This is a genomic window from Tahibacter soli, from assembly GCF_025717065.2.
GTDB classification, from domain to species: domain Bacteria; phylum Pseudomonadota; class Gammaproteobacteria; order Xanthomonadales; family Rhodanobacteraceae; genus Tahibacter; species Tahibacter soli.
In genome coordinates, this window is sequence record NZ_JAOVZO020000018.1 from 167,327 (window position 1) to 187,851 (window position 20,525).

At 62.2% G+C, this 20,525-nt stretch carries 21 protein-coding genes; 11 read left to right on the plus strand and 10 right to left on the minus strand.

The window, feature by feature from the left end; genetic code table 11:
- The first annotated feature begins 322 nt into the window (after window positions 1-322).
- The 5 genes from OD750_RS14375 (at window position 323) to OD750_RS14395 (ending at window position 5,918) form a co-directional block, all read left to right on the plus strand.
- A complete protein-coding gene (locus tag OD750_RS14375) occupies window positions 323-1,684 on the plus strand; it encodes a carboxypeptidase-like regulatory domain-containing protein (RefSeq protein WP_263542416.1) in 1,362 nt (453 codons plus the stop codon).
- 73 nt (window positions 1,685-1,757) lie between these two features.
- Window positions 1,758-2,834, plus strand: a complete 1,077-nt coding sequence (locus tag OD750_RS14380; protein WP_263542417.1) for an NAD(P)H-dependent flavin oxidoreductase — start codon at window positions 1,758-1,760, stop codon at window positions 2,832-2,834.
- Window positions 2,835-2,854: 20 nt separating this feature from the next.
- A complete protein-coding gene (locus OD750_RS14385) occupies window positions 2,855-3,607 on the plus strand; it encodes a MarR family winged helix-turn-helix transcriptional regulator (RefSeq protein WP_272841983.1) in 753 nt (250 codons plus the stop codon).
- Window positions 3,604-4,923, plus strand: coding sequence for a dipeptidase (locus OD750_RS14390; RefSeq protein ID WP_263542420.1), 1,320 nt, complete (start codon window positions 3,604-3,606; stop codon window positions 4,921-4,923). The genes OD750_RS14385 and OD750_RS14390 overlap by 4 nt, the downstream gene beginning before the upstream one ends.
- A gap of 74 nt (window positions 4,924-4,997) precedes the next feature.
- Window positions 4,998-5,918, plus strand: a complete 921-nt coding sequence (locus OD750_RS14395; protein WP_263542421.1) for a delta-60 repeat domain-containing protein — start codon at window positions 4,998-5,000, stop codon at window positions 5,916-5,918.
- Between the two features lie 62 nt (window positions 5,919-5,980).
- Here the strand turns inward: OD750_RS14395 and OD750_RS14400 are convergent, their stop codons facing one another.
- Together OD750_RS14400 and OD750_RS14405 are read right to left on the minus strand one after the other, a co-directional pair.
- The gene (locus OD750_RS14400; RefSeq protein ID WP_263542422.1) at window positions 5,981-6,361 is read right to left on the minus strand and encodes a helix-turn-helix domain-containing protein; all 381 of its coding nucleotides are present in this window, start codon (window positions 6,359-6,361) and stop codon (window positions 5,981-5,983) included.
- 4 nt (window positions 6,362-6,365) lie between these two features.
- A complete protein-coding gene (locus OD750_RS14405; protein WP_263542423.1) occupies window positions 6,366-6,668 on the minus strand; it encodes a type II toxin-antitoxin system HigB family toxin in 303 nt (100 codons plus the stop codon).
- 458 nt (window positions 6,669-7,126) lie between these two features.
- On the opposite strand from OD750_RS14405, the gene OD750_RS14410 reads away from it, so the two are divergent.
- Entirely contained in the window at window positions 7,127-7,501 is a 375-nt protein-coding gene (locus OD750_RS14410; protein WP_263542424.1) for an Arc family DNA-binding protein, read from the plus strand.
- A gap of 52 nt (window positions 7,502-7,553) precedes the next feature.
- Here the strand turns inward: OD750_RS14410 and OD750_RS14415 are convergent, their stop codons facing one another.
- The 3 genes from OD750_RS14415 to OD750_RS14425 form a co-directional block, all read right to left on the minus strand.
- Window positions 7,554-8,099 carry a DUF7919 family protein gene (locus OD750_RS14415; protein WP_263542425.1) on the minus strand — a complete coding sequence of 182 codons (546 nt, stop codon included), beginning with the start codon at window positions 8,097-8,099 and terminating at the stop codon, window positions 7,554-7,556.
- A 374-nt stretch (window positions 8,100-8,473) separates the two neighbouring features.
- Complete coding sequence (locus tag OD750_RS14420; protein ID WP_263542426.1) at window positions 8,474-8,767, minus strand: hypothetical protein; 294 nt, start codon at window positions 8,765-8,767, stop codon at window positions 8,474-8,476.
- Window positions 8,768-8,987: 220 nt separating this feature from the next.
- A complete protein-coding gene (locus OD750_RS14425) occupies window positions 8,988-9,344 on the minus strand; it encodes a hypothetical protein (RefSeq protein WP_272841984.1) in 357 nt (118 codons plus the stop codon).
- Between the two features lie 386 nt (window positions 9,345-9,730).
- On the opposite strand from OD750_RS14425, the gene tnpA reads away from it, so the two are divergent.
- Genes tnpA through tnpC form a run of 3 tightly spaced genes read left to right on the plus strand, consistent with a single transcriptional unit; the run spans window position 9,731 to window position 11,922 of the window.
- Window positions 9,731-10,033 (plus strand): IS66 family insertion sequence element accessory protein TnpA, encoded by a 303-nt coding sequence (gene tnpA, locus OD750_RS14430; RefSeq protein ID WP_263542428.1) that lies wholly within the window; start codon window positions 9,731-9,733, stop codon window positions 10,031-10,033.
- Window positions 10,027-10,365, plus strand: coding sequence for an IS66 family insertion sequence element accessory protein TnpB (gene tnpB, locus OD750_RS14435; protein ID WP_263542429.1), 339 nt, complete (start codon window positions 10,027-10,029; stop codon window positions 10,363-10,365). Before tnpA ends, tnpB begins: the two co-directional genes overlap by 7 nt.
- 15 nt (window positions 10,366-10,380) lie before the next feature.
- Complete coding sequence (gene tnpC / locus OD750_RS14440; protein ID WP_425508230.1) at window positions 10,381-11,922, plus strand: IS66 family transposase; 1,542 nt, start codon at window positions 10,381-10,383, stop codon at window positions 11,920-11,922.
- On the opposite strand, the gene OD750_RS14445 is transcribed toward tnpC, so the two are convergent.
- Window positions 11,923-12,828: a transposase gene (locus OD750_RS14445; RefSeq protein ID WP_272841985.1), complete on the minus strand. Its 906-nt coding sequence runs from the start codon at window positions 12,826-12,828 to the stop codon at window positions 11,923-11,925.
- A 146-nt stretch (window positions 12,829-12,974) separates the two neighbouring features.
- Between OD750_RS14445 and OD750_RS14450 the strand changes: the two genes are divergently transcribed.
- Window positions 12,975-13,994, plus strand: coding sequence for an IS5 family transposase (locus OD750_RS14450; RefSeq protein WP_272841986.1), 1,020 nt, complete (start codon window positions 12,975-12,977; stop codon window positions 13,992-13,994).
- 456 nt (window positions 13,995-14,450) lie between these two features.
- Here the strand turns inward: OD750_RS14450 and OD750_RS14455 are convergent, their stop codons facing one another.
- Together OD750_RS14455 and OD750_RS14460 are read right to left on the minus strand one after the other, a co-directional pair.
- Window positions 14,451-14,927, minus strand: coding sequence for a hypothetical protein (locus OD750_RS14455; RefSeq protein WP_263544596.1), 477 nt, complete (start codon window positions 14,925-14,927; stop codon window positions 14,451-14,453).
- A 252-nt stretch (window positions 14,928-15,179) separates the two neighbouring features.
- Window positions 15,180-18,896: an RHS repeat-associated core domain-containing protein gene (locus OD750_RS14460; protein WP_263544597.1), complete on the minus strand. Its 3,717-nt coding sequence runs from the start codon at window positions 18,894-18,896 to the stop codon at window positions 15,180-15,182.
- 371 nt (window positions 18,897-19,267) lie between these two features.
- Here OD750_RS14460 and OD750_RS27505 point away from each other — a divergent pair, with 371 nt between their 5' ends.
- Window positions 19,268-19,486, plus strand: a complete 219-nt coding sequence (locus OD750_RS27505; protein ID WP_425508231.1) for a SymE family type I addiction module toxin — start codon at window positions 19,268-19,270, stop codon at window positions 19,484-19,486.
- A 93-nt stretch (window positions 19,487-19,579) separates the two neighbouring features.
- On the opposite strand, the gene OD750_RS14465 is transcribed toward OD750_RS27505, so the two are convergent.
- Window positions 19,580-19,981: a hypothetical protein gene (locus OD750_RS14465; protein WP_263544598.1), complete on the minus strand. Its 402-nt coding sequence runs from the start codon at window positions 19,979-19,981 to the stop codon at window positions 19,580-19,582.
- 206 nt (window positions 19,982-20,187) lie between these two features.
- The gene (locus OD750_RS14470; protein WP_263544599.1) at window positions 20,188-20,520 is read right to left on the minus strand and encodes a hypothetical protein; all 333 of its coding nucleotides are present in this window, start codon (window positions 20,518-20,520) and stop codon (window positions 20,188-20,190) included.
- Between the last annotated feature and the right edge of the window lie 5 nt (window positions 20,521-20,525).

Sequence of the window (20,525 nt, forward strand, 5' to 3'; positions counted from 1 at the left end):
TGCGCTCGCGCATCGGCGACATTTCGCGGTCGCGTATACGAACGGCACTGCCGCATATGCGGACGGCACGGGCGCGCCGGGTTTTTTTCGACCCGGCGCCGCGTGCCGGCCGACCCGCCGTGCTTAACCGATTCTTGACGCCGTCGCGCGGCGCGATGCAATCGCTGCGATTTCGCCGCCCGGCGTGTGTGAAATTCGTCGCGAATGACACTACATATTCCGAAGTATCGTTATCCACAGTGGTTATCGATACTTTTCCACTCGGGAACTCGAAAAGCGTTCGCGGATGGAATCCCCGTAGGACATGACCAAGGACTCATTCATGCATATGTTTCGATGGATCGGCATTCTCGTTTTGTCGCTCGCGGCGGGCGGCGCGTACGCGTTCTGCGTCCCCGGCGACGTCGACGTCTGCTACGTCAACGGCGTGCAGGGCACGCGCACGTGCGGCAGCAACGGCATGTACGGCCAGTGCCAGGTGCCGCAGCCGCCGGCCCCGCCGCGCTTCACCATACAGCCGAAATACAAGGTACTCACCGTCGTCTACGCGCCGCCCGGCACGGCCGGCGGCGGCAGCACGAGCGCCGTCAGCTACGCGAGCGGCAGCACGTCGGGCTCGACCGTCAGCACGGCGAACGCGTTCAAGCAGGCGTATTCCGTGACCGCGTCGACCGGGGCCGGCTGGCTCGGCAGCGGCGGCGAGATCAGCGCGAATTTCGGCTATTCCCGCAACGCGACGAATACGCAGGCGATCGACATCAAGAAATCGGGCACGACGACGATCGCGCATCGCGGTCCGTCCGTGAACGGCATCGATCACGACCGCGACCAGATCTGGCTGTGGCTCAACCCGAAGGTCGACGTCGTGCTCGACACGTCGGTCACCACGTGGTCGGTCGTCGGCGGACAGCCGATGGACATCCAGTACGTCTACGTCGGCCATCTGAAAGACCCGACGCAGATGCCGCCGGGCGTCGCGTCGCGGCTCGCCGTCTACGACATCACGCCGGCCGACTATCCGGAAATCCTCAAGGCGAACCCGTTCGCCAACGGCGCCACGACGATCGACACGAACCGCTACAAGTCGCTGCAGACCACGTTTCCGTACGAGCCGCCGTTCGCGCCGGGCGATCCGATTCCGACGTTCAGCTTCAACGCCTCGTATTCGACCACCTCGACGAGCACGACCCAGACGAGCAACGAATACAGCACCGGCTTCAAGGTGACGGCCGGCGTCAACGTCGCCTTGTTCAAGGCGAAACTCGTCTCGGAAAACAAATGGACGTGGACCGACACCGACACGCGCGGCACGTCGACCGGCACGAACGAAACGGCGCAGGTGACGATCGGCGGACCGTCGTACGGCTACACCGGTCCGACCGACATCGCTGTGTACTACGACACGGTCTACAAGTCGTTCATGTTTACGACGGTCGAAGGCCCGCTGTTTGCGTCGGTGCAGGGCAAGCTCACGAGCGCGTCGAAGGAATCGGTCGCCGGACGCGAGGTCGTGCTGACCGCCGCCGACGGCACGCAGTACCGCACGTTCACCAACGCGCGCGGCGAGTACCGCTTCCACGACAAGGTCGGCGGCGCGTTCCGCGTGCGGAGCGAAACGACCGAGCGCGCGGGCACCGCGTCGCTCGTCGGCGACGGCGCGAGCGTCGATCTGATCGTTCCGTGATCGCGTGCGAGAACCCCGCGGCGACGCGGGGTTCTCGCCGTATCATCGTGGCCCCGACCCGGAGGCCGCGCCGATGAACCCGACCCGCCGACTGCTCGATCTCTTCGGCGTCGCGCTGCCGATCGTGCAGGCGCCGATGGCCGGCTGCGACACGCCGCGGCTCGCAAGCGCCGTCGCCGCCGCGGGCGGCCTCGGCTCGCTCGCCTGCGCGATGCGCGACGCGGACGCGATACGCGCCGCCGTCGACGCGTTCCGCCGCGACGGCGACCGTCCGCTGAATCTCAATTTCTTCTGCCATCGCGAGCCCGAAGCCGATGCCGCGCGGCAGGCGGCGTGGCGCGCCGCGCTCGCGCCGTACTACGCCGAGTTCGGCCTCGACGCCGACGCGCCGTTGCCGGCGGCGTCGCGGCGCCCGTTCGACGAGGCGGCGTGCGCGCTCGTCGAAACGCTGCGCCCGCGCGTGGTGAGCTTCCATTTCGGCCTGCCGTCGCCCGAGCTGTTCGCGCGCGTGCGAGCGGCGGGCGCCGCCGTGATCGCTTCGGCGACGACCGTCGCCGAAGCGACGCATCTCGCCGAACGCGGCTGCGACGCGGTCATCGCGATGGGCGCCGAGGCCGGCGGCCATCGCGGCAGTTTTCTCGTCGACGACATGACGCGCCAGGTCGGCACGTTCGCGCTCGTGCCGCAGATCGTCGACGCGGTGGACGTACCCGTGATCGCGGCCGGCGGCATCGCGGACGCGCGCGGCGTCGCCGCGGCGTTCGCGCTCGGCGCGGGCGCGGTGCAGATCGGCACCGCGTACCTGCTCTGCGACGAGGCGCAGGTGTCGGCGCCGCATCGCGCGGCGCTCGCGAGCGCGACAGCGGACGGCACCGCGATCACGAACGTGTTCACGGGCCGGCCGGCGCGCTCGATCGTCAACCGTGCGGTGCGCGAACTCGGGCCGATGTCTCGTACCGCGCCGGCGTTCCCGCTCGCCGCTGCAGCATTGTTGCCTTTGCGACAAAGCGCGGAAGCGCAAGGCAGCGGCGACTTCTCGCCGCTGTGGTCGGGCCAGGGCGCGCCGCTCGTGCGCGCGACGAGCGCGGCGCGGCTCACCCGGGCGCTCGCGCTCGGGCTGCCCGATGCTTCGGGATTGCCGAAGCAATAACGCGGCCTAGAATCGGCCGCATGTCCAACGCCGCCGACATCGCCGAACGCATCGCGCGCCTGTATCCGGCCGTCTACGAACTGCTGCACGCGCGCTGGGGCAAGACCGAGAAGCGGCCGACGCCCGAAACGCTCGCGGTGCTGCAGCATCTCGCGCGCAGCGGGCCGCTGACGGTCAGCGAGGCGGCGAAGCATTTCGATCGCGCGTTGTCGGCCGTGAGCGAACTCGTCGACCGCATCGAAGGCAACGGCTGGATCGCGCGCAGCCCCGACGGCCGCGACCGCCGTCGCACGCTGCTGTGGCTGACCGACGACGGCATCGCGGTGCTCGATCGCGCACACGACGTGCTGTCGCGCGACGCGCTGACGGCCGCGGTCGAACGCATGACGCCGGCGCAGCGCGATCAGCTCGTCGACGGCCTGAACGCGCTCGTGGCGGCGGCGCGAACCCTCACCCCGAACCCGGAGAACCGCGATGACCCATTCCTGCGAAAGCTGCGGCATGCAGATCGAAAGCGGCGCGTACTGCAGCTACTGCGTCGACGACCAGGGTCGATTGCAGCCGTTCGAAGAACGTTTCGAACGCATGGTGCAGTGGGTGCTCGGCCGCGAACCGGACGTGCCGCGCGACGTCGCCGAGCAGCGCACGCGCGACTACATGCGCAGGATGCCGGCGTGGAAGGAGCACCCGTCGCTGCGCGACGCCCTGGGCGGATAGCCACGCTTCGCGCTACGCTCGCGCCTCGCACGCTCCCACCGTTCGAGGCGCCATGATCACCACCGCACGTCCGCTGCGCCGCGCCCTCGCGGCGCTCCTTGTGTGTATCGCCGGCAGCACGACCGCGCTCGCCGCCACCGATGCCGCGCTCGCCGCGCGCATCGACCGCGTGCTGGCGAAAACGCCGCTCGTCGACGGTCACAACGACCTGCCGTGGGAAATCCACGACCGCTATCCGGGCCCCGACCTGCTCGATCTTTCCGCCGATACCGCGAGGCTCGCACCGCCGAAGCCGGGTGCCTCGCCGCTGATGACCGACATTCCGCGCCTGCGCGCCGGGCGCGTCGGCGCGCAGTTCTGGTCGGTGTGGATCTCGCCGAAGATCACCGGCGCCGACGCGATCAAGCTGACGATCGAACAGATCGACCTCGTGCACGCGATGACGTCGCGCTATCCGAACGACTTCGCGTTCGCGACGAGCGCCGACGACATCGTACGAATCCACAAGGCGAAAAAGATCGCCTCGCTGATCGGCGTGGAAGGCGGCCACCAGATCGGCAACTCGCTGCCCGCGCTGCGGCAGATGTACGCGCTCGGCGTGCGCTACCTCACGCTCACGCACACCTCGAACACCGACTGGGCCGACTCGGCGACCGACACGCCCAAATTCGGCGGACTCACGGCGTTCGGCCGCGAGATCGTGCGCGAAATGAACCGGCTCGGCATGCTGGTGGACCTGAGCCACGTATCGCCCGACACGATGAAGGCGACGCTCGCGATCGCGCAGGCGCCGGTGATCTTCTCGCACTCCGGCGCGCGCGGGCTGATCGACCATCCGCGCGGCGTGCCCGACGACGTGCTCAAGCTCGTCGCGAAGAACGGCGGCATCGTCATGGTGAATTTCTATCCCGGCTACGTCTCGGCCGACTACGCGCGCTGGGAAGCCGACAAGGCCGCCGAAACCGCGCGCTACAACGCGCCGCCCTACTCCGGCCTGTACATCGGCCAGCCCGAACGCGCGAAGGCCGCGCTCGCCGAATGGGAAAAAGCACACCCGGCGCCGCCGGTGACGATCGCGATGGTGGCCGACCATTTCGACCACATCCGCAAGGTGGCCGGCGTCGACCATGTGGGCATCGGCTCGGACTTCGACGGCATCCCCGTGACGCCCGCGGGCCTCGACGGCCCGGACAAATACCCCGCGCTGCTCGCCGAACTCGCGCGGCGCGGCTGGACCGACGACGAACTCGCGAAGGCGGCCGGCGCGAACCTGTTGCGCGTGATGCGCGGTGCCGAAGCGGCGGCGAAAAAGCTGCAGGCGACCGAGCGGCCGTCGTTCGCGACGATCGAGACGCTCGACAAGGCGAAGTAGCGCGTCGAATGCCGCGGCGTTCGGTTCGTGCGCCGCGGCGGATTGTTCCGGCAACACATCGCCGGAGCCTCGTCATGAACCGCCGCATCGTCGCGATCGGTCGCGCGGCGAGCCGACCGTTCGAACTGCCGGTGCGCCTCGAACCCGACGTCGCACGCCTGACCGCCGCCGGCGTGCCGGACCGGACGCTCGCGGGCCCGGGCCGCTTTCCGATCGGACGCTGGCTGGCGCGTGCCGGCGTACTCGCCACCAATGCCGGCGTCCGCGCGTCGATCGACGGCGTCGCCGTGCAGAGCGACGGCAAGATCGTCGTTGCCGGCAGCGCGCAGACGCCGAGCGGCACCGACAGCGTGATCGACCGGTTGAGCGCGAACGGCGCGCTCGATCCTGCGTTCGGCAATCTCGCGACGGACAAGTCGCGCATCTGGTACGTCGTCGGACAGGACGACGTCGCCGAAGCCGTGACGGTGAGCGAACTGCCGACGCGGCGGATCGTCGTGGCGGGCCATACGAAAACCGCGGCGGGCGACTACGACATGGCAGTCGGCGTGCTCGACGCGGGCGGCGTCGCCGACATCGGATTCGACGGGGACGGACGCATGACGATCCCGTTCAACCTCGGCGGCACGAACCGCGATGTCGCCGCCTCGGTGAAAATTCAATCGAAAATCCAGACGATCGGCGGATTTCCGGTCGTTACACGCGAGATCGTGCTCGCGGGCGTTGCGGCGAATGTGCCGAATGCGCCGTCGCATACGGCGTTCGCGCTGGCGCAAGTGGCTTTCGACGGCACGCTCGACCCGACGTTCGGCGACGGCGGCAAGAGCACGTTCGCATGGGACGTCGACGGCGACGGCGTACCGAACGACGGCGGCGCGCTGGCGATGGACGATCAGGGAACGATGGCGATCGTCGGCGGCAAGACGATGGTGTTGCGAGGGGACGGGTCGGACGATCTGGCCTGGGTGGTGGCGAGGGTGGTGCTGGAGCCGTGAGGGCGCGGCGGTTCTGCGTGTCCGGACGGCGGTGCATCCGGAATTCTCTGACGCCGAGCCGATCAGGCCACACGAGTCCGCTTCGGCGGCGCGATGAGGCTCGCAGCAGGAATGCCGAAATCCGAGTGCAGGCGCCACACCATCTTCAACGTCAGACGGCGTTTGCCGGACAGCACTTCGTAGACGCGATTGGGCTTGCCGATGGCGGGTGCGAGGTCCTTCGGCGACAGGCCCAGTTGCTCCATGCGGAACTTGATGGCTTCGATCGGATCGGGCAAGTCGATCGGAAAAGTCTTGGCCTCGTAGGCCTCGATGAGCGTCGTCAGAATCTCGAAGTAGTCGCCGCGCTCCGACCCGGGCTCAGGCTGGTCGTCGAACATCGCGGACGCTTCGCGCAAGGCGGCGCGATAGTCGTCGTCGGTGTGGATCGGTCGGATGTTCATGGGATTACTCTTGGGAAACGGTGTTGGCGTCGATGTCGTCGTACTGCTGATGCGTACCGATGAACTTGATGTAGGCGGCGCCGAATTCGTACGCCACGGCGACGATGAGTCGATAGTCGTTGCCCTTGATGTTGAACACGACGCGCCGGTTCTTGAGGATGCTGGCCGAACGGTAATAGTGCTTGATGTCGTTCGGCGTACGCCAAACGGCGCTCCTGGCTTCGTCGCACCAGGCTTTCAAGGGCTGCTCGGCATCGGGATGACGCTCCCAAAACTCCCTGAGCTTCGCGATCGAAACGATCTTCATGGGCTCCGACCAGTCCCAATTTGGGACTCGCTGTGATAGTGGCGTCGATGACGCGGGAAGTCAACGTTCTTGCCTACTCGCTCAGTTCGCTCTCGAAGCCGGCTCGGCAAGATTCCAGCGCACCTACCAGTTCGACCACGTAGGACATCAGCCACGCGAAGCTCGCAAGATCGTCGGGGTCGATCGGATTCTCCACATCCTGGCAATGCGCCAAAGCATGGTGCTCGCGACGCGCAAACCTTCAAGCAGACAGGTGCGACCGGACTCGGCCGCATGCCAAATGCGGTCAGCATCGAGAGGCGCGTCGGAAGCGGGACGGACAATCAAGTCGGTGATGCTGGGTTCGGAATCGAGCACGGCACTTCTCCTTCGTTGGGGGAGGAATCTATGAAGCACTAGTGCTTTGTAGCACTGGTGCTTCGTAGATGTAAAGCACTCGTGCTGAGACACTGCGCGTCATGGCCAGAGATCAACCACAAATCAACATTCGGATTCCCGCCGAACTGCGCGACAGACTCGACAAGGCGATGGAGAAGTCAGGCCGTTCGTTGACGGCCGAGATCGTCGCCCGGCTGGAGCAGTCGCTCCTTCAGGCGAGCGCGGACCCGCAAGCAGATGCCGTCATTCGGTACATGCTCGCGTTGAATGCCTACGAGGCTCGGAAAGATTCCGTGTCGAGAATGGTCGATGAGTTCGGGCGCAAGAAGCGCAAGACGGAAGAAGAGCGTGCGGCGATCCATGCTGCGCAAGCGGAACTCATTCTTGTGGCTGGCGTGCTCGATCGTCTCAAGCTTGAGTTCGAAAGCGTCGTTGAGCGTTCCGCAGCAAGTTGAGCGTATTGACCCAGCGTTCCGAATCGTAAGCGTCCAGATTTGCATCGCAACTCTAGAGAAGTCGGTGAGCCTCAAGCCAGCGTCTGTACTTCGAATACTCTGGCTGATCAATTTCCCTGTATTGATCTGCAAATGACTTGTAGAGCTTCACCATCTGCTCATGAGTCAGACGCAGTGCGTCAAAAGCGATCTCCGCATCAAACTCACAAGCAAGATCAATACATTCGACAGATCGGACAAATTCGTCCGGGGGGCAGTACGCGTGATTTTCTACATAATGGACTATTAGCGCAGGAGCCGCAAAGTACGAGCCTAAGTTCGTTTTGTCCGGCACCAATATCTCGCCATTCCCCTTTGGCCTGTCAGCCTCCCCCGAGAATTTCTCGACAGCACAAATAGAACAATAGTGGTAGCCCCGCATACGATTAAACGTATACAGCCTCGGATAGGAAGCTCGACCGATCTCTCGCAAATTACGCAGCGCGAGATCCGAAACCGCCCCAAATTCATACTCAAAACCAGACTCCAACCACCCAATGTTCTTAATCTTGGAAATTGGATTTACGCGAACGTAATCAGAAAGATCCGCATAGCGCATTTCAACCCCTACTCGTCATGATAAACCGCACACACAGACCATTCCAAACACCTTGATTTTCTCCAAGTATTTCAGAAAGACTGATCGGTCGATCCGTTGAGTATGACTCGAAGAAATTCTGGACACCCAAGCTTTGGGTCAGTGCATGCCGGCGATCGTCATGCCTACGACGTGACGTCATTCTGGCGGCGGCGCATCAGGTGATTGCCGCCGAGCCACGCACGAATTTTCCGAACCTTGAATGCCCGGAGTTGCGCCACGAATTTTCTGAACCTTGAGTGTCCGGAGTTGCGCCATCCGAAGTTGCGTCGCCAGAGTTGTGTCCATGTCGTTGCATTCCGTACACCCAAACCCGGCGCTATCTCGTTAGCGTGTCAGCTGCGTTCAACATCGAAAACCCTACGATAAATTCCTTCCGCCCATTTTTTTACTTCGCCGGCATCCTCGAACTCGTTTGCGGTAAGATCATTAATATCTTGCAGTGGAACCTCGTCGTTACTGATCAATTGCAAGAACTGTTTCCGAAGCGCGTCAATATCCAAACCCAATTCACTCGATCGTATCTTGTCCCTGAGATCATCTACACAACACCATTCGACATGCAAAAAATCCCTCATGACTCGCTTCAGAGGGTCATCTGGGTGATCGACTTCGCCGAGCTTCTTCATTTTATAAAATCATGAGTACGGGAACGCGCGGAATTTTTCCGCAATTGAATTTTGGACACTCAAGCATTGCACGTACTCGGAATTCTGGAGCAATGGCTGGAAGCGGTCCAAGCTACCCGGTTGCACCAGTATCCGCATGCCTTGGTGGGTGTGCGTATAGACGGGAAACAATGACCGCCTACGATGAATTTCGGTGGTCCGAAACCGGTTCGCGTACTGATCAGTCAAGACGCTTCGTTATGACGATGCAACCGATCAGGTCGTCGCTTTCACCTGCAACTCCGATGATCGAATGTCGCTCATCGACAAAAGCAAATTCCGAAACACGAAGATCCCTTGGAAGCCCCTCAAGCGCTTCGATCAGTTCCCTGATCCCTTCAAGACGGGCGCCGGTAAGCTTCGACACTTCCAAACGACGCTTGAGCGAAGGAACAAGATCGCGACCACTCCCCGAAAAGGAGGTTGGCCCCAGTCTTCGCAACTCGTAATCTTCCAGAATAGCAGCCGCTTCAGTTGCCCAAGACACTCTCGGGAACCGCTTGAGCTCAACCACCAAGCGTTCTTTGCTGATCACCATTTCACCTCGGCGCCAAAACACAGCAACCTTCTCGAACCCCGCGCAACAGGAGCTCGTCCTCCTGATAGTAGTCGGGAGAAGTCTCCCAGCGCCATTGCACTCCAGGAGGCGGAGCACCGGCCTCGACCCTAAGTACTACGCCGTTTTCTCCGGCCCGGGCGAGAGCATATTCCTTTCTACGCGTCCAAGAGGTGTACGGGCTATCCGCCCAAACCCTGTTTTCATAATTTTCATCACTAACACCCGCCCTCCCGCCCTCCGGACTTTTCCACAAGAACGAACGAAAAAACATATCCCGCACTTCATCGTAAGCGTCCGGCGCCGCCACATTCTCGAACCCGATCATCAGAGCAATGCTTGTCGCTCACCTTCTCAGAGCGCCAAACGTGCAAGCATCGAAGACCGAAGCATTCTGGCGTCGTCACGTTGAAGCGTGGCGATCGAGCGGCCTGACGCAGAAGCAATATGGCGCCAAGCTTGGTATCAATGCGTTGACGTTGGCGCATTGGAGCTACCTGCTCAAGCGCAAGTCGAGCACGCCTGGGCAAGCTCTGGTGCCGGTCCGCGTGGTCGGCAACACACTGCCGGCGACCATCGAGTTGCAGCATGGCGCCTGGCGTATCGCCGTGCCGGTCGGAACGGATCCACGCTGGCTCGCTGCATTGATCCGCGAGACCTTGGCATGTTGAGCCCGACGTCATGGTGGATCGCGGTGGAGCCGATCGATCTGCGTCGTGGCATGGATGGCTTGTTGACGGCGATTGCGATGCAGTTCGGTCACGACGGACTCGCCGGTGGCGCGTACGTGTTCCGCAATCGCAGCGCCACGCGGATCAAGGTGATCTGCGCCGACGGCAGCGGCGTGTGGATGTGCGTGCGGCGCTTGCGCGAAGGCCGCTTCATCTGGCCGCGCAGCAGCGATCGCGTCTGCGAGATCGACGCGCAGTCGTTCGCGTGGTTATGCACGGGTGTGGACTGGCATCGATTGTGCGCAAAACCGCTGGCCGGCGCGCTGGTATAACTTTACAATCGGCGCATGAGTGTTGATGCATCGACCAACGACGATCTGCAAACGCGGTTGCGCGAAGCGCTGGCTGCGTTGGCTGACCGCGATGCCCTCATTGCCCAGCGCGATGCACAGATTACCGAGATGGCAGCGGTCGGCGCTTACCGCGCCGCGCGCATCAAGGTTCTCGAAGCACAGATGGCGGCGATGAACCGCGCCCTGTACGGCCGCCGTTCCGAACAACTCGACCCGGCCCAGCGGCAGCTGTTCGAGGAGTCGCTCGAAGAAGACATCGTCGCGATACAGACGGAGCTGGAGACGCTCAAGGAATCGCCGTCTGCACCGCGGCGCCAGCCCAAGCGCCTGCCGTTGCCGGAACACCTGCCGCGCGAGGAGGTTCGTCACGAGCCCGCCTCGTGCACGTGCACGCAGTGCGGCAACGCGCTGACGCCGATGGGCGAAGACGTCACCGAGCAGCTCGACTGCAAGCCGGCCGAGTTCTTCGTGCGCCGCCACATCTATCCGAAGTACGCGTGTCGCGCGTGCGAGACGGTGACGGCCGCTCCGAGCCAGGCGAGCGTGATCGAACGTGGCCGACCGGCGCCGGGCCTTCTGGCACACGTGCTGATCAGCAAGTACGCCGATCACCTGCCGCTGTATCGCCAGCAGCAGATCTACCAGCGCAGCGGCGTGGAACTGGCCCGTTCGACCCTGGCCGACTGGACCGGTGCCGCCGGCGTCGCGCTGATGCCGCTGGTGTCTGCGATGAAGGCCGATCTGTTGCAGCGCCCGGTGATCCACGCGGACGAAACGCCGGTTGCGCTGCTCGATCCGGGCGCGGGCAAGACAGCACGTGCGTATCTGTTTGCCTACTGCGCCACGGACGGACCGCCGATCACGATCTTCGACTTCTGCACCAGTCGCAGCGGCGAACATGCCAAGAACTTCCTCGGCGCCTTCCGTGGCCATCTCGTCGTGGACGACTACGCGGGTTACAAAGCCCTTTTTGCAGAAAACATCACCGAAGTGGGCTGCTGGGCGCATATTCGCCGCCTGTTCTTCGAGTTGCATGCGGCGAAGGCCAGCGCGCACGCTGAACCGGCATTGCGCTACATCGCCGAGCTGTACCGGATCGAAGCCGAGATCAAAGGTCTGGATCCGCCCGAACGGCTTGCCCGACGACAACGCGATGCGCAACCGGTGCTCGATGCGTTCAAGCAATGGATCGACAACCTGTTGTCTGCCGCTTCACCCAACAGCGGCCTCGCCAAAGCGCTCGCGCATACCCGCAAGCGCTGGCCGGCGCTCGTGCGCTACGTCGACAACGCTTCGCTGCCCATCGACAACAACCCGGTCGAGCGTTCGATCCGGCCCATCGCCGTGGGTCGCAAGAACTGGCTGTTCGCAGGCTCCAAAGCCGCCGGCGAGCGTGCCGCCGCGATCATGAGCCTGATCGCCACCGCCAGGCAGAACGGCCATGAGCCTTACGCGTATCTCAAGGATGTGCTGACCCGCCTGCCGACACATCCCGATCGGCGCGTCGCCGAACTTCTGCCGCACCGCTGGGGCTGACTATCGCGGCTGATGTGGTTGTGGGGAAGGTGGTGAGGCCGAGCGCTTACGCCAGTATCGCGACTGCGTGCCCTGCACTTGGCCGAGCCACGCACTCTCCGATAGACCCAGCCGCCGAACAATGCTCGGCAATGATCGGTCGATGGCGCCGGGTTTGCCACCGCGAATCATGCGTCCGGTTTCGTCGACAAGCTTCAAGTATTCCACTTCGCTGACGCCGCACGACGGGCCGCCTCCCGCGATCGGCTGCAGTGGTCGGTCGAGCGCTTTCGCTCGCTTGATTGCATCGAAGCGATGGCGGAACGACACGTTCTGCGCCGCTTCCGGCGTGTCGACCATGCGCGCTCTAAGCGGATTCAGATCGACATACGTCATTGCGCTCAGGACTGCCGAGTCGTCGAGCAGTGCCTGGCAACGGAACCGACCTTCCCAGAATCGACCTTTGCAGCCATCTTCGGGGTTGGCCGCACGGGCGATCGATTCGTTCAGCGCTCGCATGAACCAGCTGAGGCTGCCGAGTCGCGATCGATACTCGGCGATTTGCGTTTCGTTCCCGACGCCGACGTCGATTCGCTGCTGCAGCGTCTCGCTGATGTCGTGCTTGCGTGGCGATACCGCAAACCAACGACGCAGGACGGTTTCCGCGTTCCACTGCTGCGTACCCTCGGGATCGGTTCGTACGACCAGGTGAACGTGATTGCTCATCACGGCGTATGCGTAGACCGCTACGGCGAACTGCGCGGCCAAGGCGACGATGCGTTCCTCGATCCACCGCTTGCGGTGTGAGAAGTCGCTGCCCGTCACCGGATCACGACCGCACAGCCACGCGCGACGAACGCAGCGCGAAACGACGTGGTAGGTGCCGGCGACGTGGGCGTCAACGATATGCATGCGGGCGATCGTCATGCCTGCAGCGTGCCGTCACTCTGGCGGCGGTGCATCAGGTGATTGCCGCCGAGTTACGCAGGAATTTTCCGAACCTTGAGTGTCCAGAGTTGCCTTCCCGCATTGTCGTAGGTTCGTAGCCGCCGCCCTAGCGAGGTAAGCCACGCATGATCAGCCTGTTCGCCGGAGAAGAACGCTCGGCCAAGCGCGACCGGCCGGGCGACCCGCTGCAAGTGTTGGATCGGCACATCGACTTCGCGGCGCTGGCCAAGGCGGTCGATGCAAAGCTGGTGATCGGCGATGCCGGTCGCGGCGGTCGTCCGCCGTATCCGACGGAGCTGATGATCCGGTTGCTGGTTGTGCAGAACTTGTACAACTTGTCGGACGATGCGATGGAGTATCAGTTGCTGGATCGGGCGAGTTTCCAGCGCTTCGCCGGTCTTGAGCAAAGTGGTCGAGTGCCGGATGCCAAGACGTTGTGGGTATGGCGCGAGCGGCTCAAGAAGCAGGATCTGATCGGCGATATCAGCGAAGCGGTGGGCCGGCAGCTTGCGCAGGCGGGATTCATTGCGCGGGGTGGCCAGATCATCGACGCGAGCATCGTGACGGTGCCGATTCAGCGCAACCGGCGCGATGAGAACGAGGCGATCGGTCGCGGCGAGGTACCGCCGGACTGGAGCGAGGCCAAGCGCGAACAGAAGGATGTCGATGCGCGCTGGACGATCAAGCACGGCAAGAGCTACTACGGCTACAAGCTGCACGCGAACACGGATCGGCGCTGGGGCTTCATTCGCCGTATCGAGGTGACGAGCGCCTCGGTCAACGACACGACGGTGTTCGAGTCGATTCTGGATGCGACCAACACGAGTCGGGCGGTCTACGCGGATCGCGGCTATGCGAAGGCGGCGCGCGAACTCGCGCTACGTGAGGCGGGCTATCGAGATCGCATCCAGCGCAAGGGCCAGGCGGATAAACCGCTGAGCCAGGCCCAGCGGCGTCGCAACCGACGCATTGCGCGCCAGCGGGCGTTCGGCGAGCACCCGTTCGCGCGCTTGGCGCAGATGGGCGGCAAGTGCATCCGCACGATCGGTCTGGCACGAGCGCGGATGATGATCGCGTTGAAGGTGATCACGCACAACGTGATGCATCTGGCGAGGTTGCAGCACCGCGGAATCGTGCCCGTGTGAGGGGCCGCCGCCGCCGCGATGCGGCGAGTGAGCGGCAATGATCTATGTAGCCGCACCCGGTCCAGCCTCATGAATCGTCGCTTCAGCGAGTTTGTGCTGTCGCGAAGGGGTTATTCGAGGTGCCCTTGAGGGGTATTGACCCCGTCACTCTGGCGGCGGCGCATTGGGCGATTGCCGCCGAGTTACGCAGGAATTTTCCGAAACTTGAGTGCCCAGAGTTGCGTCACATGCGGGCGATCGTCATGCCTCCAGCGTGATGTCGTTCGGGCGGCGACGCATCAGGCGATTGCTGTCGAGTTGCGTAGGAATTTTCAGAACCTTGAGTGTCCAGAGTTGCGGAAATATCTGCGCAGTGTAGAACGGCAATTCTGAGCGGAAACCATATCCACTAGGTAGATTAAAATATGCAGATGCTTTCAATAATCAACCTCGACTTATGACCGTGCAGATTGGCGCCTACCTTTTTTTCTGAAATCCCACGTTTAAAAACGCGAAGCCCTTGCATCTGACCCAGTCGTGATCGGCATAAACACCAGACAAGGTTTGTAGCATGTATTTCTTTTCATACAAAGAATTTGAACTCCCAAATATGAATCCCATAAATTCGCCGGGCAAAACTCTATAGATGACATCAGCAAGCAGAAGAGAGTGCTCAACAAACATTTTTTCCAAGCTCGGATAACCCGCATTAACGAGATCAAGATAGACACCGCTCAACTCTTCGTTGAAGCCTTCATCCTCTGACTCTTTCTCAATGAATTTCTTGTAGAAATCTCCAAATTTTTCATTGACACAAGAACGACTAATATCCACCGAGAACGTCATTGCATACTCTAGTGGGATCCGTCTCCCAAACTCGTACGTATCAACCCCTACCAAATTACTATCAACAACGACACCATCTATCTCGCACCTAATGGCTTCGATCATCATCACTCCCTCCCCGGCGGACTTACTTCGACCCCCCGTCCGAGCCGAACAACAAATACCCTGACGGTTTAAAGAAAGCACCTTTCTCGGAAACTGATAGGGATCTCCGTAGACCACTTCGCTGAAAGAAGTCCTGCGGCCTTCCTATCGGCCCGCTTGGCGGCTCGTTTCCGGTAGTTATCCTAATTCCTCTTTCCGAATTTAACACACCATTTTCATCGAATGCGTCGAGAATACTTTCCACTTGCCTGCGCTTCAGATTTGCATCGAAACCGATATCAAGATCACTGTCCGCTCTGTAGGCCCCCTCTCCAAAGAAGGAACGCACACGACTTCCGCCCAATACGACGGGAATATTCTTTCCGGATTTAAATGCGGCATCAAGCAAAGCACGCGCTTGCTTTTTTCGAGCCCAGGAATAGCGCTTGAAGCGTACTGGGCCTGTTCATCGACACTATCGAAAAGGAAGCTTTCCGAGCGATCGAGCTTGAAATCATTATCGGGATTAAGATCAAGCTTTCGCTGCAGCAAGATTTCCTGGCGAGCTGACTCAAGAACGGAAAAGGCCTCGCTTCGCTCGACTGATCGCCTGACTGCATTCGCAACACTTTTCCCACCCGCACGAATCAGCCCTCCACCGCCTGCACCTAGCGACGCTACAGTTATGCCTGTGTCGGCGACCAAATTGCCCTGATCGAAGTAGTCACCACGCTTGCCAGCTTCGTCAATCGCCATGAAGCGATCGGCAGTCTTGTTGACCGCGTAGTCATACGGCCCTTGGTCATAGATTTCTCCGCCGGCACGCACTACACCGTCGACCGCGCTTCCGAGCCGATCCGTGGCTTCGTAGCCACTGGCCAGTCCGACTTGCTCTGCAACTGCCTGACCAAAAGTGGCCGCCGCAATAACTGGCCCGGCAACCAGACTCTCTGCAGTATCGGCAACGGCCATTGCGCCGCCTGCAACACGCGCAGTGTTAGGCGAGATCGCCTGAAACGCACGCTCCTTCTCGGCGGCCGGCGCAAAATGGTAAGCCATCATGCGACACACGAGTGGTGTCGCACAGCGGCCTGAGCGATCGACATAGACCGTCGGGTTTGCATACGCGTACAGGTACCGATGCAGGCTCGGCGGTTCCAGATCCGCACCGTGCGCCGGGTCTTCCGTCGCAAACCTCGCCACCGCCGGGTCGTAATACCGCGCCTTCGCGTAGTACAGCCCGCTTTCCGAGTCTTTGATGTACCCCGTGAACCCCACCGGCTGCTCATCCATCGCCACCAGATTCGCATTCGCCTGATCCCGCAGCGGCGTGACGACCTGCCCGCTCGTCCCCTGCTGCGCAATCACCTCGCCCCACGCGTCATAGCGCGTTCTGGCGCTCACCGCCCCCTGCTGCGTCAACAACGCAATCGGGCTTCTCAGCGCATCGAGCAGATAGTGCCGCTGCTGCGGCGTCGTGCCCGCCTTCGTTTCGCCGATCAACTGCGTCGCGCTGTAGTGATATCGGCTCAACGTATTGCCGATCGCGTTCGTCTCCGCCAGCAGGCTCGTCTGGTCGTACTGGTACTTCGTCGTCTGCGTGCCCTGCGATTTCGCCAGCCGCATCCCCTGCGCGTCGTAGTCGAACGTCAGCGGTGCGTTCGCGCCTTCCTGCATCTGCGTCATGCGGTCGCGCGCGTCGTAGTCGTACGTGCGCAGAACTCCATTGCCCGTCTGCGTCTTGAGATTGCCGCTGTCGTCGTACGTCTGCACGACGTTGACGTTCGCCACCGCGTCCGCGCGGCTCGTCAGCTGGTCTCGCGCGTTGTAGCCGAGGATCGAGTCGCTGACCGGCTGCCCGTTCGCCGTCGCCGTTTCGCGCGTGCGATTGCCGACTGCGTCGAGCACGTAGTTCGTCACGCGTTCCGGTTCGGTCACGCGGTCCAGGCGATCGGCATCGTCGTAGCGATACGCCGTGATAGCCTCGCCGTTTGTCGTGCCGCCGTTCGTTTCCTTCTGCTCGATCCGGTTGCCGTTCAAGTCGTAGCGATACGCGTAGCTCGCGATCGTCTCGCCCGCCTTCGTATGCGCGATCGATTCGATGCGCCCCGCGTCGTCGTACGCGTATTCGCTCTTGCTGCCATCCGGCCGCGTTATCGATGCGAGCTTGCCGGCCTTCGTCTGCGTCTGTGCCGTCGTGCCCTGCCCCGGCACCGTGATCGCCGTGTTGCGGTTCAGATCGTCATAGCCCCACACCGTTTCCGCGCCGTCGTGGTCGACGAGGTGCGTGCGGTTGCCGACCGCGTCGTAGCGGTAGTCCACGCTGCGGCCGTAGGCATCGACTACGCGCTCGACCCGGTCGAACGCGTCGTAACGCCGCGTTTCCGTTCGCGTGTCGCCGCCGATCGTCTCGGCCACGCTCGTCACGTTCGCATTGCCGTCGTAGTGCCGCACCGTCTGCGACGCTTCGTTCGGGCCGGCACCGCTGTACGTCGTCGTCAGCGCGCGGTTGAGCGCGTCGTACGTCGTCGCAATCGTGCGACCGTTCGGCGTGTCGATCGACATCTGGTTTCCGTCGGCATCGTACTTCCACACATATGCCGCGCCGCCCGGATACGTCTTGCCCGCGAGCCGGTTGCGCGCGTCGTACGCGAACGTCGTGATTCGGTGGTTCGCGTCCTCGATCGACGTGCGGTTGTTCGCCGCGTCGTAGCCGTACGTCGTGACGTGATCGAGTGGATCTTCGACCGTCTTCAACCTTCCCGCATCGTCGTAGCCGAACAACCACGTCTTGCCGTTCGGCCGCTGCCGCTGCGTCGGCTGGCCGCTGCCGTTGTACGCGTGCGTCGTCGTCTCGCCGGCCAGCGTCTGCGTTTCGAGATACCGCCGCTTCGTGTACGTGTAGCTCGTCGTGCGCGCGTCGGCGTCGGTCGCCGTTTCGATATCGCCTTCGGGCGTATACGTCCACGACGATTGCGCCTCAAGCGGCCGCGTCTCGCGCGTCTTGCGGTTCGCCTTGTCGTACACCGTGCGCGTTTCGCGGCCCAGCGCGTCGCGCAGCATCGTCACGTTGCCTTCCGCATCGCGCGTCAGCGTGTCGAGGATGCGCCCGTCGCGCGCGTGGCCGATCGCGCGGTTTTCCTTGTCGTACGCGGTGACGCTGAGCACACCGCGGCGGTCGACGTGCGTGAGCACGTTGCCGAGCGCGTCGTACGTCCAGCGCTGCTCGAAGTCGCCGTCCGGCGTCGTCGGATCGGTCTGCCGCTCGCGCTGATTCAGCGCGTTGACCGTGTAGGTCGTCGTCTGACCGCGGCCGTTGGTTTTGGCGACGACGTTGCCGACCTTGTCGTAGGTCGTGCGCGTGATCGCTGCTACGCCGTCGACATCGGGATACCCGGTCGATACGCGCCGGCCGAGCGTGTCGTACGTATGCGTCGTGACGAAGTGGCGCGGATCGGTCTGCGATTCGAGATCGCCGTGGATGTTGTGCACCGTCACGATCGTGCGCGGCGTCGCGCCCGGCAGCGTCTGCGTGTGCGGGCGGTGCAGCGCGTCATACGTCTGCGTCGTGCGGCGGCCGTCGGCGTCGCGCTGCTGCGTGACGAGGCCGTCGCCGTCGAGCACGCGCTCTTCGACCAGACCGTCTTCGTCGTCGGTGCGCGTCAGGCGGTCGGCGCTGTCGTACGCATACGCCAGCACGCGACCGTTCGCGCGCCGTTCGCTCGTCTTGTTGTTGCGCCGGTCGTAGCCGAACACTACGCGCTGGCCCGCTTCGGGACCGAGCTGTTCGACGAGGTTGTTGCGCGCGTCGTAACGCAGCGTCGTGACGTTCGCGCGCGCGTCGGTGCGCGTGAGCACATTGCCGGCCGGATCGTAGGTCTGGCGCCGCGTGCCGTCTTGCGCATCGGTCGTCGTGGTCGGACGACCCGCGTCGTCGTACGCGATGCGACGCACCTGCGTGCCCGAACCGCGCGGGTTCTCGCGCGTCTCCACGGTCTTCGCGTCGTTGCCGTCGTACTCGTCGCGTACGACGCGGCCCAGCGGCGCGGTCTCGACCGTCAGACGGTCGCGATTGTCGAACGTGCGCGTCGTCGAACGGCCTTCGCCGTCGATTTCACGCAGGCGCGAAAAGCCAAAGCTCGCGCGTCGAGGTCAATACAAGTCTCGCTATGGTCGTCGCAGTTTAGCCCCGTGCTCGGCCGGTCAAGGACTGTGCAAGTTCGCTGCGCGAATCCTTGACCGGCCTGCGCGCGGGGCTCTGAAAGGTCGCCCACAGCGATCTATCGCCAGCAAGGGCAGAGCGCGAACGGCGCGGCGCCAACCACGCCGTTCGCTGACCACAAACCACTTACACAGAGGTGGATATGGCTAAGCGCAAGATTACCTCACGCGTCACGATCCGGAAGCACATTCATGTCGGTACGGTTCACTATCCGCCTCTCGATTCGAACCACTACGGCCCCGTTCGAGAAGTTCCCTACATCCGCCTGCGCGGTCGCTGGCTCGTGGCCGCGGGGTTCGCACCGAACGACCTTCTCGATGTTCGCGCTGAGAACGGCCGGATCGTGATAACACGCGTGTAGCACAGAACGGCGAAAGCCTCGCAGGGCGGGGCTTTCGTCGTCCATGTCGTTGAATTCTGGATGTCCAAAACTGGCTGGCCCGGCTTCTTCACATCATCCTTGTGATCGATTTCCGGCTGCCTCATGCCAGGATTTAGAATCCCGCAGCCGCTTCAATACAAGGCAACCCAGCAGCTCGCCGGAACTCGCGTGCCTGAACCCTTGAACCAAGTAATGTTCACTTTTTACCACCAGCACATTGATCGAAGTGTCGGGCGGAAGGCGCTTCATAGCGTCAACGACCTCATGGGCGCCAGACACTTCTAACCCAGCCTCACGCGCACTTTTGATACGAATAGTAAATGTTGCCGCAAGAGAGCCAGCCCCTTCGCTTCCCGGATCACTTGAAAGAGCATTGAAAGGCTCACTCGAAAGCACTTTCAAGGCATATTCGGACCACGCCTTTCCGGGATCCACAGATCTAAGTGCGCTTTTCAAGTCGTCGACTAATTTCATTTCTGTTCCTCCGGAGTGATGACGTCGACCCCATCACGAATACCGCGCAGCAGGATCCCCTGCTCGAACCATTCATCAACAGAATACTCCCCCTCCAAGTGGCATTCTCGGAGCGTTTTGTTAGGCGCTCTAAGTTCAACCATATTGGCTTGGTCGAAAAAATGGTGTTTCCGTATCCTGACGAGGCGTTCATTTTTTCATACCTTTTAGAATTCGACAACCCGCCCAGCCTCTCTAATTATTTTTCCAACTTGACAGATCAACAAACCATTCCTAATGGAATAGAACTCGAATTCATTATCCCCGTCATCATTCACGATCTCGCAAGCGACTTCACCGGCCGCGTCCACTACAACTTTAGACAGACAGTAGAAGAACTTCACGACATTCCTGGAAGTGTCTCTACCCACATAGTCAAACTCCAGATAGTTTGAACCAATATCAGCTTGGACTGAATACTCTTCAGCCAACCTCTTTATCTTCTCAACGTCGGTAGCTTCTAGATCATTAAAGGTTAGGTATGCCGAATATTCCTTCATTGGGG

Excerpts from the sequence above, each read along its gene's own strand:
- OD750_RS14375 (WP_263542416.1), top strand. The coding sequence starts at position 323 with ATGCATATGTTTCGATGGATCGGCATTCTCGTTTTGTCGCTCGCGGCG.
- OD750_RS14380 (WP_263542417.1), top strand. The coding sequence starts at position 1,758 with ATGAACCCGACCCGCCGACTGCTCGATCTCTTCGGCGTCGCGCTGCCG.
- OD750_RS14385 (WP_272841983.1), top strand. The coding sequence starts at position 2,855 with ATGTCCAACGCCGCCGACATCGCCGAACGCATCGCGCGCCTGTATCCG.
- OD750_RS14390 (WP_263542420.1), top strand. The coding sequence starts at position 3,604 with ATGATCACCACCGCACGTCCGCTGCGCCGCGCCCTCGCGGCGCTCCTT.
- OD750_RS14395 (WP_263542421.1), top strand. The coding sequence starts at position 4,998 with ATGAACCGCCGCATCGTCGCGATCGGTCGCGCGGCGAGCCGACCGTTC.
- OD750_RS14400 (WP_263542422.1), bottom strand. The coding sequence starts at position 6,361 with ATGAACATCCGACCGATCCACACCGACGACGACTATCGCGCCGCCTTG.
- OD750_RS14405 (WP_263542423.1), bottom strand. The coding sequence starts at position 6,668 with ATGAAGATCGTTTCGATCGCGAAGCTCAGGGAGTTTTGGGAGCGTCAT.
- OD750_RS14410 (WP_263542424.1), top strand. The coding sequence starts at position 7,127 with ATGGCCAGAGATCAACCACAAATCAACATTCGGATTCCCGCCGAACTG.
- OD750_RS14415 (WP_263542425.1), bottom strand. The coding sequence starts at position 8,099 with ATGCGCTATGCGGATCTTTCTGATTACGTTCGCGTAAATCCAATTTCC.
- OD750_RS14420 (WP_263542426.1), bottom strand. The coding sequence starts at position 8,767 with ATGAAGAAGCTCGGCGAAGTCGATCACCCAGATGACCCTCTGAAGCGA.
- OD750_RS14425 (WP_272841984.1), bottom strand. The coding sequence starts at position 9,344 with ATGGTGATCAGCAAAGAACGCTTGGTGGTTGAGCTCAAGCGGTTCCCG.
- tnpB (WP_263542429.1), top strand. The coding sequence starts at position 10,027 with ATGTTGAGCCCGACGTCATGGTGGATCGCGGTGGAGCCGATCGATCTG.
- tnpC (WP_425508230.1), top strand. The coding sequence starts at position 10,381 with ATGAGTGTTGATGCATCGACCAACGACGATCTGCAAACGCGGTTGCGC.
- OD750_RS14445 (WP_272841985.1), bottom strand. The coding sequence starts at position 12,828 with ATGACGATCGCCCGCATGCATATCGTTGACGCCCACGTCGCCGGCACC.
- OD750_RS14450 (WP_272841986.1), top strand. The coding sequence starts at position 12,975 with ATGATCAGCCTGTTCGCCGGAGAAGAACGCTCGGCCAAGCGCGACCGG.
- OD750_RS14455 (WP_263544596.1), bottom strand. The coding sequence starts at position 14,927 with ATGATGATCGAAGCCATTAGGTGCGAGATAGATGGTGTCGTTGTTGAT.
- OD750_RS27505 (WP_425508231.1), top strand. The coding sequence starts at position 19,268 with ATGGCTAAGCGCAAGATTACCTCACGCGTCACGATCCGGAAGCACATT.
- OD750_RS14465 (WP_263544598.1), bottom strand. The coding sequence starts at position 19,981 with ATGAAATTAGTCGACGACTTGAAAAGCGCACTTAGATCTGTGGATCCC.
- OD750_RS14470 (WP_263544599.1), bottom strand. The coding sequence starts at position 20,520 with ATGAAGGAATATTCGGCATACCTAACCTTTAATGATCTAGAAGCTACC.